Origin of the sequence: Prosthecobacter sp. (assembly GCF_044226605.1) — a bacterium.
Classification (GTDB): domain Bacteria; phylum Verrucomicrobiota; class Verrucomicrobiia; order Verrucomicrobiales; family Verrucomicrobiaceae; genus Prosthecobacter.
Genome location: NZ_JBGAGS010000024.1, coordinates 21914 through 37896, shown reverse-complemented (window position 1 = coordinate 37896; position 15983 = coordinate 21914). Strand labels below are relative to the sequence as shown.

Genomic DNA, 15983 nt, shown 5'->3' with positions numbered 1-15983 from the left:
GGTTATAGCAGAAGGTTACTGATTGGAGGCCATCACCGCCTCACTGCGGCGATTCAAAAACTGGCGGCTGTTCACGACTTCGAGCACAGCGGCGGAAAACTTGCCGGCGTTCTGCCTCAGCGTGGCCTGCATCTTGGCCAGCAGGGCCTTGTCGCTCGGCATCGTCTGGCGGCCCAGCGCGTAGCCGAGGAGCTTGCGGCAGAACTGGGCGTTGAAATTGGCTTCGTTCTTTTTCAGGTAGTCGCGCAAACCGGCAAGCCCCTGGAATTTGGTGCCGTCTTTCAGCTCCCCGGTGTCGTCGATCTTGCCACCGGTTTCGTCCGCGGTGCGGAAGCGGCCGATGGGGTCGAAACTTTCGAGCGCGAAACCCAGCGGATCGATTCGCTCATGGCAGACCGCGCAGGCGGCATCCGTGCGGTGGACCATGAGAGCTTCGCGCAGCGAGGCGGGCTTCACGGCGCTGTCCGGCAGCTTGGGAACGTTCGGCGGCGGAGGTGGCGAGCTGAACCCCAGCACCACCTGGTAGAGATAGTCACCACGAACCACCGGGCTGGTGCGGTTCGGGCGCGAGGTCTTCGTCAAGACTGCCCCCATGCCGAGCAGACCGCCGCGGTTTTGCTGCGCCACTTTCACCTCGCGGAAGTCACCGCCGGTCACGCCGGGAACGCCATAAAACTTGGCAAGACGCTCGTTCAGGTAGGAATAATCACCCCCAATGATGTCACCCACATTGCGGTCATCACGCACCAGGTGGGTGAAAAACTCCGTCGTCTCACGCTGCATGTCGTTGCGGATCTCGGTGGTGAACTCTGGATACTTCTTTTCATCCACCGTGCTCTTCTCATCAAAGCCGGCGAACTTGAGCCACTGCCCGGCGAATTCTTTGGCAAGCGCGCCGGCCTTGGGATCGGCCAGCATGCGCCTGGTGTGCGCCGCGAGCACTTCAGGCTTGAGGAGGCTGCCGTCTTCAGCCGCTTTGCGCAGCTCACCGTCCGGCTGGGAGGCCCAGATGAAATAGCTGAGGCGTGAGGCAAGCTCAAAGGCATTGAGCTTCACGTCCCCTGCAGGTGCCGCGTTCGCCAGAGGCAGCGTCTCGGCCTTGAAAAGAAAATAAGGCGAGACAAGCACGCGTACAACGACCTCGCGCGCCGCAGACTCACGATCGAGCTCCTTCTTCCGGCCTTCATAGTAAAGCGCATCAAGCTTCTGGCCCTCTTCCGGCGTGATCGGACGACGCCAGGCACGGCCGGCAAAGTATCGCAGATGACCGATCATGGCGGCGTCGAACTCTTTCTGCTGCTGCGGATTGAGATTTGGATTGGCGGTGTAGCCAAAGTCCTTCTTCATCGCCGCGAGGTAGTCGCGGTCCTTGGGTCCGAGGAGCTGCCCCAGCTGCTCGTCGCTGAAGTAGTAAACTGTGATGCCCGGATTCCGGCGATAGAGATTGCTGGCCACCTCCTCCAGCCGGCGTTCATACATGTCCGGGAAGGCCTGCTTCATGACGCTGAAATCCCGCATGGTGTTGCGTGCGGCATCCGTCTGCGTTTTCCAGACGGTGAGGAAGCCGGGCATGATCTTGCTGACATCCGGCGGCTGGCCTGCGGTGAGCTTCCACTGGATGGTCCCGTCATTGATGTCCGGATTCTGCAAATCCAGCCGCGCCTCGGCATGGATGGAGGTGACCGTTTCCGGAAGCGGCAGCGTGAATACGAGCGGCGCCGCGATCGCCAGCACACCCGGTTCGATCTGCCGGCCCTGCGGGTGTTTGCCGAAGGCGCTTTTCACTTTCTCCAGTTCGGCAATGCGCTGCTTCAGTGGTTCCGCATTGGCGGGTGGCGGCGTGGCACCGAGAGCTTTCTGATCTTCACCGATCTGCTTGTTCAGCCAGTCCATGTAAAGGAGGTGCTGCCCCTTGGTCGTCTTGATGTCGAGCTTCGTGATGAGGGCGATGTCTCCCTTGTTGCCGTCGCCGTCATCGCCGATGCAAAGATGCACCTTCTTCTGCCCCTTCACATCGAGCATCATGTGGTAGGCGCGGATGCCGTCCGCATCCTGCTGCTGGCGCTGCACACCGCTGCCGGGTTTCTTGGGATTGTTCCAGGAAAGGAGCTGGGCCTGGATGGCCTTGGCACCCTCGGTCACCGACTGCGGCACCTGCCCGGGCTTTGCGGCATCGGGTCCCGCCAGTTCACGCCAGGCCACACGGGTCAGATCCAGGAAACGTGACTTGGGTTCCGTGGCGTTCACCAGCTTGTTCCAGTTCTGCAGGAAAGGCAGCTGCAAGCCCCCCTCCTTGGCGAGCTGTTCCAGCGGAGTCTTGAAGTGCTTGTGCTTCCAGCAGGCCACCATGTAGTCCGCCTCGCGCATGTCGTCGAAATCCTTCGGCAGATGCGGCCCGGACTTCTGCTGGTACCACACATACAGCGCCTGCTGCGCCTGCGCCTTCACCTGCTCCGGCCCGCGCAGGCCGATGCGCTGCGTGTTAAACACAATGCCCGTGCCCGGCATGATGGTGGCATGCTCGGCCACCTTGCGCGCAGCACCGAAATATTTGTCCAGCGCCGCGGGGCTCATGAAGAGCACATCGCCAGTATTGCTGAAGCCCTCGCCACCGCCGCCATCGGTCTGGAATTCTTTGGCAAAGCCGTAGTCGTGTCCGGTCAGATCGCGCACTGTGTAGTCATATTCGGCATTGGTCAGCCGCCGCATGGTCACAGGGCCGGGATCTCCCGACTGCGCGGCGGCCAGAGCATCGAGCTCCCCATTCACCCAGCCCAGCAGGGCCTGGTGCTCCGTGTCGCTCATCTGGTGCGCCTTCGGCGGCGGCATGTCGCCGTTTTCGATGGTATCCTTCACCTTCAGCCACACTTCGAAATGCTTGCCGATCTGCGGATCCGCCGCGAACTGCTGCAAATCCACCTCCCCTTTCGCCTTTTTCGGGTTGTGGCACTCGTAGCATTTGGACTTCAGGACGACTTCAGCGTCCTTCCACGCCGGAGCGGCGGAAAGCGGAAACGCGCCGACGACAAAGCCGGCCAAAGCAAGATGGCGTGAATTCAAAAACATGAGGGGGTACCAGTGATACGGGGCTCCGCCTCCTTTTAATCAGCAGCTTTCGCTCCTTTTTTGCGCTTTCTTGTGCTATGGATTCTCCCCCAAGATTCACGCGAAAACATCCCCCTGCGGAGACGTATCCTTTTTAACCCCATGAGTTCTACTTTTTCACATCATGCCCCCAATCTGGAGCATGCGTTTCTGACGCGCCGCGAACTGCTGCAACGTGTCGGCATGGGTTTTGGCACGATGGCCGCGGGCTCTTTGTTCCATGGCCAGCAGGCCTCCGCGGCAACGATGGATCCCATGGCCTTGAAGCGCCCGCATTTTGAGCCAAAGGCCAAGCGTGTGGTGCATTTCTTCATGAACGGCGGCCCGTCCCACGTGGACACCTTTGATCCGAAGCCCATGCTGGACAAATTCGACGGCAAGCCGCTGCCGAACGTGCTCAAAACCGAGCGCCCCACCGGCGCGGGCTTCAAGTCCCCCTTCAAATTCACCAAGCGCGGCCAGTGCGGCCTGGAGGTGAGCGAGATCTTCGAAAAAACCGGCGCCTTTGCGGACGACATGTGTGTCATCCGCTCCATGCACGCCGACGTGCCAAACCATGAGCCCTCCCTCGGCCTCATGAACAGCGGAGAAGGCCGCCTGAACCGCCCCACCATGGGTTCCTGGGTCACCTACGGCCTCGGCAGTGAAAATCAGAACCTGCCCGGCTACATCGCCATGTGCCCTGGCGGCATGCCCACCCGCCGCACCAAGAACTGGCAGTCCGCCTTTCTCCCCAGCGCCTACCAGGGCGCCTACATCAATACCGAGGATACGCGGGTCGAAAAACTCGTGGAGTTCATCAAGAATGGCTCGCTCGACCTCAAGCAGCAGCGCCGCCAGCTCGACCTCCTGCAGGAGCTAAACCAGCGCAATCTGGTGGCCCAGGACCGCGACCAGCTTCTGGAGGCCCGTGTGCAGAGCTACGAACTGGCCTACCGCATGCAGATGGAGGCCACAGACGCCTTCGACATCATGAAGGAGCCGGAATCCCTGCGAAAAATGTACGGCGACCACGCTTTTGGCCGCCAGTGCCTCATCGCCCGTCGGCTCCTGGAGCGCGGCGTGCGCTTCATCCAGCTCTGGACCGGCGCAGGCCAGCCCTGGGACAACCACGACGAAATCCTCGAACACCGGAAACTAGGCAGCCAGACCGACGGTGCCATGGCCGCTTTCATGAGCGACCTGAAGCAGCGCGGACTCTGGGACGAGACGCTCATGATGTGGGGCGGCGAATTTGGCCGCACCCCGGCCGTGGAGCTTCCCACTCCCGGTGCCAATGCCGGCAAGCAGCACGGCCGCGACCACAACCATTACGGCTTCACCATGTGGCTGGCTGGCGGCGGCGTCCGCGGCGGCTACACCCACGGCAGCACGGACGAATTCGGCTTCGCCGCGCAGGAGGACCCGGTGCATGTGCACGATCTGCACGCCACCATCCTGCACATCCTGGGCTTCAATCACGAAAAGTTCACCTACCGCTACGCTGGACTCGATTTCCGCCTCACCGGCGTGAACGAATGCAAAGTGGTGCGGGAATTGCTGGCCTGACCGGTTCGGGAAAGCCAGCCACCGGCCCCTTGCAAGGCTGGCGCATACGTTTACAATCGCCGCCTCATGCACCGAAAAATCCTCTTCGCCCTGGCCGCGCTGGTGGCGCTCATCTTCACGATGAACCTCAGCCAAGCCCAGGCCCAGCAGCCCTCCCCTGCCGCCCGTGGTGCCACCGTTACCACCCCTGCTCCCGCCTCGGACGAAGACAACCCCTACGCTGATGTGCTGACCTTCCAGGGCTTCGTCAAACGCACCGGCGTCATGGCCTACCCGCTGATCATCCTTTCCATGATCGCCTTCTTCATGATCGTCCTCTTCGGCTTCACCGTCCGCCAGGGCACCGTCGTCAGCGATGCCTTCATGAACTCCGCCGACGCCCTCATCCGCAAACAGGACTATCTGGGCCTGCTGGCTGTGTGCAACCGCCGCAACGAGTGCATCGCCCGCATCACTTCCAAGACCCTCGACTTCGCCACACGCAACCCCACCGCCAGCTTCGAAGAGGTCAAGGAAGTGACCGAAGCCGAGGGCAATCGCCAGTCCAGCCTGCTGCTCGCCCGCATCGCCTACCTCGGCGATGTCGGCGCCATCGCCCCCATGCTTGGCCTGCTCGGCACCACGCTGGGCATGATCACCACCTTCCATGAAATCTCCGGCAAAGGCGTCGGCGGCTCCAACCAGCTCGGCCTGGCCCAGGGCGTGTCCGAGGCCCTTCTCTGCACGGCCTCCGGTCTCGTCATCGGCATTCCCTCCCTCATGTTCTACGCCATCTTCCGTGGCAAAACGAACCGCCTCATCTCCGAGATGGAAGCCGCCACCACGCACCTCATGGCCCTCCTGGCCGTGCAGTACAAGCGCGCCGCGCGTGCCGTCGGGAGCAACTAAAAGGCACGATCTCCACCCGCGATGAACTTCCGCAAACAGCACTCCATCGAACCCTCGCCCATGCAGCTCGCGCCGCTCGTGGACGTGCTGTTCCTGCTCGTCATTTTCTTTGCCGTGACCTTCCAGTATGCCAAGGAGGAGCAGGTCATGGACGTCAGCGTGCCCGCCGCGGAGGAGGGGGAGGAAAAGAAGGACCGCAACGTCGGCGAGATCATCATCAACATCAAAAAAGACGGCGAGATCCTCGTCAACGGCCAGAAGTTCAACACCGACGAGCTGCTGGTGAAGCTGAAGAACATCGTCTCCCTCTACAAGGACCAGGCCGTGATCCTGCGCGGCGATGAAGTTGTCAATTATCAGCACGTCATCCGCGTGCTGGACACCTGCCAGAAGGCCGGCATCTGGAACATCGCCTTCGCCACGCGCAAACCTGACGCTGCCGACCAACCTGCTGCCACGCCCAAGTGAGATGACCGCCGCGATGTTCCCAACCACCACGCGCAGTCATGCGCCCCGCCTGCTGCCAGCCTTTTTCTGCCTGGTCACCCTCTCCTCCCTCGCGCAGCAGCCTGCTCCGCCGCGCGCACTCCCGGTGCCGGATGACGCGCCAGTGCCAAAGGCCATCCCCGTGGCACCGCCCCCGAAGGCCCAGCCTGTCCCCGACGGTGCGGCGGCGCCCAAGGCGCTTCCCCCCAAAACCAAGGGACCGGACGATGACATGTACGATTTTGCCACCCTCGCCTATGATCGCGGGGAGTGGGGCATGGCCGCGCAGTCCTATGCCAAATACCTGCAGCAATACCCCGGCGGCAGGCAGGTCGCGGATGCCCTCTTCCGCATCGGCGAGTGCTACAAAAATCAAAACCAGCTCAAGCAGGCCGGCGGTTATTATGAGGAGGTCGTAAACCGCTACCCTTCCAGCGAAGGCGCGCCCTCCGCCGCCTACCGCCTCGGAGCCATGCTCTTCAATGACTCCAAGTTTGCAGACTCCGCCAAGTACTTCGCTTTTTGCGAGTCCAAGACCAAGAGCACTCCTGTACGCGTCGCTTCCGCCTACCACAAAAGCCGCGCCTATGGCATGCTCGGAGACAAGACCAAGCAGGCCGCCGCTCTGACCACCGTCATCGCGGTGAAGTCGGACGCCCAGTGGGAGAACCAGTTCCGCGAGACCGCCCTGCTCACGCTCGGCAGCATCTACCTCGGCCAGGACAAGCGCGCCGAAGCCCTGCCCATCTTTGATGAACTCGTCAAGTCCAGCACTGACCGGGCCATTATCGCCGAGGCCAGCATCCGCGCCGCCGTGCTTTATGCCGAACTGAAGAAGCCTGACGAATCCATCGCCATGTTTGAAAAGGCCCTGCGCATGCCGGAAACGAGCGAGCAAAACCGCGGCATCTCCCTCGTCGGCATCATCCAGGCCCTCTATGCCAAAGGCGACTACGATGGCGTCATCGACTACTACAACAAGAACTCCGAGATCCTGCCGCAGGGCGAATCGCGCGCCAAGATGCTCCTCCTCGTCGGCCATGCCTACCGCATGCGCAAAAGCTACGCCCGCGCTGTCGAAGTTTACCTTCTCATCGAGCAGTACCATCCCGATTCCGAGGAGGCATTTGATGCCGGTTACTGGAAGCTTTACTGCTTCTATCTGCTCAATGACAAGGACCTCGGCGAGTTCTCCACCGCCTTCATAACCCGTCACTCCCAGAAGCACGCCGACCACGAGTACCTCGCGCTGGCGCGCCTCATCCGCGCAGACTTCTACTTCAACAAAGGCGACTACAAGCAGGCCGCGCTCAGCTACAATGACGTCAACCTCGAAAAGCTGCCCGAAAAACTGCGCCCCGGCACCCTCTTCAACATGGGCTGGGCTCAGGGAGAGGCCGGGCGCCATCAGGAAGCCGTCGGTACCTTCACCCGCTTCATCAACGAAAATCCCACCCACGAGCTTGCCCCCAAAGCCTACGCTCGCCGCGGCCTCGCCAATCGGGACGCCCGGGACCTGCCCAAGGCGAAGGCAGACTTCGAACACGTCACCAAGGAGTTCCCCAAATCAGACGCATGCGAGCTCTCCTGGCTTCAGCTTGGCTTCATCGCCATGGAGCAGAAGGACCCCAAGGAGACCATCACCGCCTTCGAAACACTGCTGAAAAAATTCCCCAACACCACCGCCGCCGCCCAGGCCTACTACGGCATCGGTCGAGGCAATTTCGACCAGAAGATCTACGACAAAGCCGTTCCCGCCCTGCGCCGCTCCATCGAGCTCGACAGCAAAGGCTACCTCGAAAAATCCAGCCAGCTCATCATCCTCTGCGACTACGCCCGCCAGAACGCCGACAACCTTGCAAAGACCATCGACAGCTATCTGCTCTCCAAACCCGACGGCCAGGTGCCCCCGAACATTTTGAAATGGCTCGGCCTCAAGCTTTACAGCAGTGACGACTTCAAGCGCGCCGCCCGCTTCCTCGAGCTCGCCGTCACTCCGCAGACCCCCGAAAACACCGAGCCGATTATTTGGAACTACCTCGGCATGGCGCAGTTCCACAATCAAAAGTACGACGCCAGCATCCAGGCCACGGACAATTTCCTCAAGTCCAACCCCGACAGCGCCGCCCGCGCCCGCGCCCTTCTCACCAAAGGCCGCGCACAGCTTGGCAAAGGCCTCTTTGATGAAGCCGATCAGGCTGCCCAGGATGCCCTCCAGGTTGTCAAAGACGGCAAGCTCCAGGCCGAGCTCCTCACCCTTGAAGGCGACATCTATGCCGCTCAGGGAGACAAACTCGCCGCAGAAGGCCAGAAGGATGCTGCCGTGGGCAAATGGAAGAGCGCCGCCGCCAAGTATGCCGTCCCCAGCCAGGTCTTCGAGGATCCGGACGTCACTCCAGAGGCTCTCTACAAAGCCGCCCAGGTTCTCGAAAAAGCCGGAGACGCCGCCAAGGCCAAACAAATGATGGATCAGCTCAAGCAGCGCTATCCGAAGTATCAGCCGAAGCGCTAGGAGTTCATCAAAACAAAGCAGTTTCGGAGATCACAGAGAATGAATTTCAAATCTCATCTCTGTGTTCTTCTCATTTGCCTTCGGCTGCTTCCGCTTTGCTCCAGAGCTGCGTTGTAAATCAGTCCTCACCGAAACGCCGCCGGCTCCAGCCCCACCGCGCTCCCATCCTCCGCCTTCGCCAGCGGATTGCCTTCCGCCGGGATAAAGTCTTTAAAACCCAGCGGCGCAAACTCGCTCCCATTCCGGCCCAGCTCCGCCTTCGCCCACTCGCTCGGAATCGCCTTCGGCGGCATCAACTCGCCCACAGCCGCGATGCCAGGGTTCCCGAACCGCGTTCCCTTCTCCTGCCCCACCAGTTTCTGCACCTCGGCCAGCACCAGGTTCTCTCCGCGATAGGTCGCCGGGTCTTGATGCCCCACACGCTTGCCGCCGATGTCTGCCGTCTCCACAATCCGCCGCTGATCTCCGGCGATCCGCGTGAAGAAGACATTGTGGTCAGATCTCAGGCAGTCCAGATGCGAGAGACGCAGCAGCGCATTGTTCACTTTCTGCGGAATGCTGTCGCACACCAGATTGTGCGAGAAATGCACCAGATACGACGGCTCATACTGCCAGGCGGAAAGCGCCCGGATGAAGTTGTTGTAAAACACACAGTGCCTCACCGTCACCCCCGGGCAGCGCGAAACCGAGACACCTTCGTTCATACCGTTGATCATCACCGTGTTCTCGACCAGCAGCCCCTCGCACTCAGACGCCGCCACCAGCGTGCCGACATAACCGTCCAGCTCCCGCCCGTCATGAAAACAGCGCCGGACGACATGCCCAGAGCCACCTTCAATGTCGATGATCGGCTTCGCGCCAGATCCAAAGCGAAAATGGCGGAAGCGCAGCCCGTCAAGATGGATGCAGTGCTTGTTCTCCAGGCGGAAGGCCGTCCCGCGGAAACGAGTGCTCCCGTCCATCCACACCACTTCCCCCGGCGCTGCGCAAAAGGTGATGGGAGCCTCCGCGCTGCCTGAGCTGCGCACATTCACCGTCTCCTCATACGTCCCTCCATGGATCAGCACCGTGTCCCCGGCTCGCACTTGGTCGGCAGCATGCGCCACACTCCGCCACGCACGCTGCGCGGAAAGGCCGCCGTTCGAATCATCACCCGTCACCGCCACGTGAAGCGTGCGTGGCGCCTCCCGCTTTGGCAGCGTCGTGAATGATTGCGGCGCAGAAGCCAGCTCAGCTCCCGCCATCTTGCGATCCACCATGTGCGGAGCAAACAGCATCTCGTCATCCAGTCCGCGTGGCACAGCACGGAAAAAATACGCGGTGCCCGGCTTCAGGCCGGAAAGACTCACCGAATGAAAGGTCCCGCGTCGTGGCTGCATTTGGCTGCTGCACCTGGCATCTGGCCCCCATTCAAAAGTCGTCTGCGCCGCCTGCGTGGGCGTCCACCATTCCACGGTGGCCGTCGTGTCTCCCACCTCATGTACCACCACGTTTTCAATCGGCAGCGGTCGCTTCACCGTGAACCGTTGAAAGGGCCCGATCACGCTCGCCAGAGGACCACGGCCAATCAACGGCGATCCCGGCTTCAAAACCTCATCCGCGCCAATCCCAAGATCCACCTGATCGGCAAAGTGGTTCGCATTTGCCCAAAGCCCGTCGCGGGAGATCTCATCCACCACAACTCCCTCCTTCTTTTCCAGCACGTTGGCCGCCACCGTGGCCTGCGGCGACTTCACTAGGCTCAGCCCATTTTCACGCACCAGATTGTGCTCAAAACTCAGCCCGCTCACCCCTTCAAACTTCGCACCGGCCATGAGGCAGTTCTTGATGCGCAGCCCCGCTCCATCGGCTGCGTGCACACCCTCCCTCACCTCCAATCCTTCGATCTCAATGTACGCCCCTCGGATCTCCACGCCTCTCACCACCACGCGATCGAGCCCATGCCGCACAAAACGCACCGGCTTGTCCGCCGTTCCGCTGCGCCCAATCTCCAGCGGCTCCGCATAATCGCCAGCAAGGATGTAAATCGTCCTGCCAGGCTCCGCAGCTCCGGCCGCATGCTTGAGCGTGCGCCACGCCTGCTTGATGGATGTCCCCGCAGCCGCATCATCGCCTGAAGGCGAAACAAAAAACACACCGGCTTCAGCTCCCTGACGCCGAAAATCATGATTCAGCGCATCCGCAAAAAGCTCGCGCTCCTTCACACCGGGAGTGCTTGGCAGTTCCAGGTTCGTGCTGTCCGGCTTGCGATAAAACTTATGCCCCGTGGCCACATTGCCACGCTGGATGGCATCCTCAAAACCGCCTTTGATCATCACCCCCGCATGTATGGCGGCATTGTCCTCCATCACACAGCCGTTGCCGCCGCTGTAGAAGGTGATGTCATGCTTGCTCGTTCCAGACTCAGGCATGAATCCCTCCACGCGATTCCTTCGGAACGTGGTCCCGCTCACACCCCAGCCGTTGATGTTGTTGCCAATGTCCACATGACGCGACCAGTTCGCAAACGCCTGGCAGTCCTCCACCACGCAGCCCTGACCACCGCCCAGAAAATGAATGCCGCCGCTGTTCAGATAAGCCGCACACCGGCGCACCGTCACGTGCTCCGCGTTCTTGAACATCAGCCCCCACCGCGTCCGCGACCCATGCTGAATGTCATAGTCCAGATGGCTGAAACCCGTGAACACCAGCCCCTCGACAACGATATGCCGAATGCCCATCGCTCCATCAAACACCATCCCGCACGCATTGGTCACAGAGGCGCACAGCGCATGCGCCTCCGGCGGCTGTGAGTCGGTCGTATGCACATACAGCAGCCCGTTTTTTCCATCCTGGTAGTAGCTGCCCAGCGTCATCTCCAGTTCGCTGGTGCTCAGCTTCGGCTCCAGCATGCGCAGCGTGCTCCGCTCCGCCACGCTCTCCACGCGCTGCTTGCACGCAGTCACAAACACATGCCCCAGCCCCGGCGCAGGCTTGAAGCCAGCAAGCTCCACATCGCCACGCATCACCGCCGTACCCGCCCGCCACGCCCGGATCGTGATCGGAGCTTCCGCCGTTCCGCTGACCGTCGTCTGGATCGCTTCACAATACTCGCCCGGCATGATCGTCAGCGTATCGCCCGGCTTCAGCGCCGCCATGCCTTCACCCACGGTCTTGAAATCCGGCGCCTGTCCCTTGGGATCCACCCGCAGTTCAGCGGCATTCAGCGTGGCACAACACGCGAGCAGAAGCAGGAGCAATGGCTTTTTCATGATGGCACAGGCACAGAGCCATTCTATAAGCTCCGGCAGCCAGGGATCTTCGATGAATTTGCCGCTCAGTCGCGCAGCATGAATGGTGGACGTTAACTCCTCTTGGAGCGGTCCCACCCGTCACGCTGATCGCGCTTGCCACCACCACCTCCTCCTCCGCCACCGCCACCGCCGAAGCTTCTCGCGGGGCGATCCTCCTTGGGCCGCGCCTCCACCACTCGCAATGGGCGCCCTCCGACATCCTTCGCATTCAGCGCATTGATCGCCGTCAGCGCTTCCGCTTCCACGGGCATTTCCACAAAGCCGAAGCCGCGCGAACGACCGCTCTCGCGATCCTTCACCACTCGGGCGTTGGAAACATGGCCATAGGTGGCAAACGTGCCCTGCAGTTCCTCATCCGTCATGGTGTAAGGAAGATTGCTCACATAAAGGTTCATCATATCGGCAGTTGAGGGACGGGCCATGTCGCACGTGTCAGAGAACAGGTCATGGCGTGAACCCGGTTTTCCTTTTTTGCTCTCCATCGCGGAGAGCAAACTTCAATCAAGCTAGGCTTGCCGCCTATTAGTGTCAAATAAGCGCTTTATTCTTGTGCACGAGCGCCTCTCCTTTTCCCCAAGATAAAGTTTCTGTTGCGCAAAATCCGTGAATTCGTATCCGAGTATCCCCTTCCTACCTTTCCGCCCCATGAAATACCTCCTCACCCTCATCGCTGCTCTCAGCCTGCTGACCGGCTTTGCCTCCGCTGCCGAGCCCCTGAACACCGTCTGCCCCATCTCCGGCAAGCCCGCCAATCCCTCCATCACCAGCACCTACTCCAAGACCGTCGCCGTTTGCTGCGACCGCTGCAAAGCCCAGTTCACCGCCGCCCCTAAAGGCTACTTGAACAACATCCTCAACGCAGTCGCTGGCCAGTGCCCCCTCAGCAAAAAGAAATCCGACGCCTCCAAGACCGTGACCTACTCTCGCCAGGTCGCCTTCGCCGATGCCGCCAGCAAAGCCACCTTCGACGCCGCCCCTGACAAGCACATCAAGGAAGTCCGTCAGTAATCATCATTCCCCCCTTTCCAAAGCGGAGCTGCACCCTGCGGCTCCGCTTTTTTCATGCTCGCGCCCCACGAAGGCGCGCTACTCTCCCACCGTGAAAGCCGATGCCGCCGCCACCTCCGCCATCGAAGCCCTGCGCGATCTCTTCGACGTCCTCCCCGACGTGCAGGCCTGGATCAAAGACGCCAAACGCCGCTACCTCTGGGTCAACCGCACCTTCCTCCTCAACTACGGCATGCACCAGCTCAGCGAAGTGCTGGGCAAGACCGATGACGACCTCTCTCCTCCTCACCTCGCTGCCCATTTCCGCGCAGGCGATGAAGCCGTCCTCGCCGGACAAACCGTGCAGGGCCGCCTCGAACTCGTCGGCCGCTTTGACCACACCGCCTCCTGGTGCTTCACCACCAAGCGCCCCGTCTGCACTCCCCGCGGCCGCATCATCGGCACCGCCGGCATCACTCGTGTGCTCGATGCCACCCAGATCGACCAGCGCAGCGACATCCGCCTCGGCGTCGTCATCGCCCTCATGACCCGCCGTCTCGGCGAATCCGTCACCAATACCGACATGGCCCGCGCCGTCGGCATGTCCCCCCGCGCCTTCGAGCGCAGCTTCCTCCGCGAATACAGCCTGCCCCCGCAGCAATACCTCAAACGCCTCCGCATCCAAACCGCCTGCCGCCTCCTCGTGGACACCCGCGAATCCATCGCCGCCATCAGCCTCCGCTGCGGCTTCGCCGACCAAAGCCACCTCACCCGCGCCTTCCGCCGCGTCACCGGGCTCACGCCGGGAGCTTATCGCGAAAAATACGCTGCCGCGAATATTCCACGCCCTGCCGTTTCTGTTCTATCCAGGCACAAAGCGAAGCGATAGCATCCGCGCACCATGAAGCTCCAACCAGGCACCACCGTCGTCAAAAACGGCCAGCTCATCGACGGCACCGGCAAACCCGCCATCCCCAATGCCGCCCTCATCATCACCGACGGCCTCATCACCTACGCCGGGCCCGCCGCAGATGCGCCTCCGGCTCCCGATGCCCGCATCATCGACGCCAAGGGCGGCACCATCATGCCGGGGCTCATCGAGGCGCACATCCACCTCACCTACTTCAATGTCTCCGAGCTGCAGGATCTCGACATCAAGTTCCCCGTCGAATACGTAACCCTGCAATCCGCCGTGAATGCCAAGACCGCGCTCGAATGCGGCTACACCGCCGCACGCAGCGGCGGCTGCCTGCACAACATCGACGTGTGGATGAAGAAGGCCATCGAGGAAGACATGATCCCCGGCCCGCGCCTCAGCGCCAGTGGCCGCGAGATCTGCGGCGCCGGTGGTCTCATGGACTGGAACCCCGACTACCGCCGCATCGGCATGGAGGGCATCGTCTTTATCGTGAACGGACCCGAGCAGGCCCGCACCGCCGTGCGCAAGCTCGTCAAAGACGGCATCGAATGGGTGAAAACCTACCCCACCGGCGATGCCGCCTCTCCCGACATCAACGACCACCACACGCTCTGCATGACCTTCGAGGAAATGCACGCCGTCGTCGCCACTTCGCACAATCACGGCCTCAAAGTCACCGGCCACTGCCGCGCCACCGAAGGCATCCGCAACGCGCTCAAAGCCGGTTACGACGCCATCGAGCACGGCACCTTCATGGACGACGAATGCCTCGACCTCCTGCTCAAACGCAATGTCCCCATGTGTCCCGGCCTCGGCTTCGAACTGTTCAGCGTGCAGCGCGGCAAAGAATTCGGCCTTTCCCAGCGCGTGCTCGACGGCCACCAGGAGACCCTCGAGGCCGGTGCTGAAAGCTGCCGCAAAGTCCTCAAAGCCGGCGGCACCATGGGCCTCGGCGGCGACTACGGCTTCGCCTGGACGCCCCACGGCACCTACGCACAGGAACTCACCTTCTTCGTCAACTACGTCGGCTTCTCCCCGCTCGACACCATCAAGTGCGCCACTCTCGGCGGCGCGAAGATGATGGGCCGCGAAAAGGAGATCGGCACCCTCGAACCCGGCAAACTCGCCGACGTCCTCGTCGTCGCTGGCGATGTTCTCCAGGACATCTCCATCCTCGAAAACCGCGACAACCTCCTCGCCGTCATGCAGGGCGGCGTGGTGAAAGCCGGAACCCTCGTAAAGCCTGCGAGTTTGTGACGCCCCGGCTCGTTCCATCGTCATGAAGCCAACCCTTCTCCTCGCCGCCCTCCTCGCCGCCCCCGCTTTCGCCGCCGATATTCAGGTGGAAAAGCAGGGCTCCGTCCTGCACTTCACCACTGGTGGCAAAGCCATCTGTGATTACCAAATGGAAGCCGGCGATGTCCCCGAAGGCGTGGCCCCCGTTTTCAAACACGGCGCGCATCTTCATCCCGTTTATTCCCCCAGCGGCAAGCTCGTCACCGGGAATCACCCCGAAGACCACCGCTGGCACCGCGGCATCTGGCTCGCCTGGACCAAAACCGAATTCGGCGATTCCCACCCCGACTTCTGGAACCAGGGCAAAGGCGAAGGCAAAAACAAAAGCGGCGATCAAATCCTCGCCGAAGTGCGCTTCGATAAACTCGACAAAAGCTGGGGAGGCCCCGACGTCGGTGGCTTCATCAGCCAGCACCTCTTCCTCGATCACAGCCATGCCCCAGATCAAAAGGTCCTCAATGAAACCTGGAATGTCGAAGTCTCGCAAAAAGATCTCGACGGCAAACCCGCCAACATCATCGACCTCACCAGCACGCAGACATGCGCCACCGACAAGGCGCTGAAACTCCCCACCTACCACTACGGCGGCCTCGGCGTGCGCGGCAATCTCGCCTGGAATCCCGTCGAAGCCGTGACCATGCTCACCAGCGAAGGCCACGACCGCGCCAAAGGCGACTCCACCAAGGGCAAATGGGTCCACATCGGCGGTCAGGTCGATGGCGCACCCACCGGCATGGTCATCCTCATTCATCCCTCGAACTTCCGCTTCCCCCAGCCCCTCCGCCTCAACCCCAAAAACCCCCAGCTCTGCATCGCCCCCTCCCAGAACGGCGACTGGTCCATCGAGTCCGGCAAACCCTACGTTTCCAAATATCGCATCCTCGTCTTCGACGGCGCCCCCGATGCCAAATGGATCGATGCCCAGTGGCAGAACTACGCCAAGTAGCCG

Annotated in this window: 11 protein-coding genes; 8 read left to right on the top strand and 3 right to left on the bottom strand. The window is 61.6% G+C overall.

Going from position 1 to position 15983, the window contains the following annotated elements; translation table 11 throughout:
• Positions 1 to 15: 15 nt before the first annotated feature.
• Positions 16 to 3066, bottom strand: a complete 3051-nt coding sequence (locus tag ACILSO_RS26465; protein ID WP_395740491.1) for a DUF1592 domain-containing protein — start codon at positions 3064 to 3066, stop codon at positions 16 to 18.
• A gap of 141 nt (positions 3067 to 3207) precedes the next feature.
• Here ACILSO_RS26465 and ACILSO_RS26460 point away from each other — a divergent pair, with 141 nt between their 5' ends.
• From ACILSO_RS26460 to ACILSO_RS26445, 4 genes are all read left to right on the top strand, one after another.
• The gene (locus ACILSO_RS26460) at positions 3208 to 4653 is read left to right on the top strand and encodes a DUF1501 domain-containing protein (protein ID WP_395740490.1); all 1446 of its coding nucleotides are present in this window, start codon (positions 3208 to 3210) and stop codon (positions 4651 to 4653) included.
• Positions 4654 to 4719: 66 nt separating this feature from the next.
• Positions 4720 to 5541, top strand: a complete 822-nt coding sequence (locus tag ACILSO_RS26455; protein WP_395740489.1) for a MotA/TolQ/ExbB proton channel family protein — start codon at positions 4720 to 4722, stop codon at positions 5539 to 5541.
• A gap of 21 nt (positions 5542 to 5562) precedes the next feature.
• Entirely contained in the window at positions 5563 to 6009 is a 447-nt protein-coding gene (locus ACILSO_RS26450; RefSeq protein WP_395740488.1) for an ExbD/TolR family protein, read from the top strand.
• Between the two features lie 13 nt (positions 6010 to 6022).
• Positions 6023 to 8539, top strand: a complete 2517-nt coding sequence (locus tag ACILSO_RS26445; protein WP_395740487.1) for a tetratricopeptide repeat protein — start codon at positions 6023 to 6025, stop codon at positions 8537 to 8539.
• A 125-nt stretch (positions 8540 to 8664) separates the two neighbouring features.
• Here ACILSO_RS26445 and ACILSO_RS26440 read toward each other — a convergent pair whose 3' ends face one another.
• Positions 8665 to 11790, bottom strand: a complete 3126-nt coding sequence (locus tag ACILSO_RS26440; protein ID WP_395740486.1) for a hypothetical protein — start codon at positions 11788 to 11790, stop codon at positions 8665 to 8667.
• A gap of 92 nt (positions 11791 to 11882) precedes the next feature.
• Positions 11883 to 12254, bottom strand: coding sequence for an RNA recognition motif domain-containing protein (locus tag ACILSO_RS26435; RefSeq protein ID WP_395740485.1), 372 nt, complete (start codon positions 12252 to 12254; stop codon positions 11883 to 11885).
• A 223-nt stretch (positions 12255 to 12477) separates the two neighbouring features.
• Between ACILSO_RS26435 and ACILSO_RS26430 the strand changes: the two genes are divergently transcribed.
• From ACILSO_RS26430 to ACILSO_RS26415, 4 genes are all read left to right on the top strand, one after another.
• Positions 12478 to 12840, top strand: coding sequence for a hypothetical protein (locus ACILSO_RS26430; RefSeq protein WP_395740484.1), 363 nt, complete (start codon positions 12478 to 12480; stop codon positions 12838 to 12840).
• Between the two features lie 91 nt (positions 12841 to 12931).
• Complete coding sequence (locus ACILSO_RS26425) at positions 12932 to 13708, top strand: helix-turn-helix domain-containing protein (RefSeq protein ID WP_395740483.1); 777 nt, start codon at positions 12932 to 12934, stop codon at positions 13706 to 13708.
• Between the two features lie 12 nt (positions 13709 to 13720).
• Positions 13721 to 14995 (top strand): amidohydrolase family protein, encoded by a 1275-nt coding sequence (locus tag ACILSO_RS26420; RefSeq protein ID WP_395740482.1) that lies wholly within the window; start codon positions 13721 to 13723, stop codon positions 14993 to 14995.
• Between the two features lie 22 nt (positions 14996 to 15017).
• Positions 15018 to 15980: a PmoA family protein gene (locus ACILSO_RS26415; RefSeq protein ID WP_395740481.1), complete on the top strand. Its 963-nt coding sequence runs from the start codon at positions 15018 to 15020 to the stop codon at positions 15978 to 15980.
• Positions 15981 to 15983 lie beyond the last annotated feature (3 nt).

Coding starts and splice junctions, on each gene's coding strand:
- ACILSO_RS26445 (WP_395740487.1), top strand. CDS start 6,023: ATGTTCCCAACCACCACGCGCAGTCATGCGCCCCGCCTGCTGCCAGCC.
- ACILSO_RS26430 (WP_395740484.1), top strand. CDS start 12,478: ATGAAATACCTCCTCACCCTCATCGCTGCTCTCAGCCTGCTGACCGGC.
- ACILSO_RS26450 (WP_395740488.1), top strand. CDS start 5,563: ATGAACTTCCGCAAACAGCACTCCATCGAACCCTCGCCCATGCAGCTC.
- ACILSO_RS26435 (WP_395740485.1), bottom strand. CDS start 12,254: ATGGCCCGTCCCTCAACTGCCGATATGATGAACCTTTATGTGAGCAAT.
- ACILSO_RS26460 (WP_395740490.1), top strand. CDS start 3,208: ATGAGTTCTACTTTTTCACATCATGCCCCCAATCTGGAGCATGCGTTT.
- ACILSO_RS26465 (WP_395740491.1), bottom strand. CDS start 3,066: ATGTTTTTGAATTCACGCCATCTTGCTTTGGCCGGCTTTGTCGTCGGC.
- ACILSO_RS26440 (WP_395740486.1), bottom strand. CDS start 11,790: ATGAAAAAGCCATTGCTCCTGCTTCTGCTCGCGTGTTGTGCCACGCTG.
- ACILSO_RS26415 (WP_395740481.1), top strand. CDS start 15,018: ATGAAGCCAACCCTTCTCCTCGCCGCCCTCCTCGCCGCCCCCGCTTTC.
- ACILSO_RS26455 (WP_395740489.1), top strand. CDS start 4,720: ATGCACCGAAAAATCCTCTTCGCCCTGGCCGCGCTGGTGGCGCTCATC.
- ACILSO_RS26420 (WP_395740482.1), top strand. CDS start 13,721: ATGAAGCTCCAACCAGGCACCACCGTCGTCAAAAACGGCCAGCTCATC.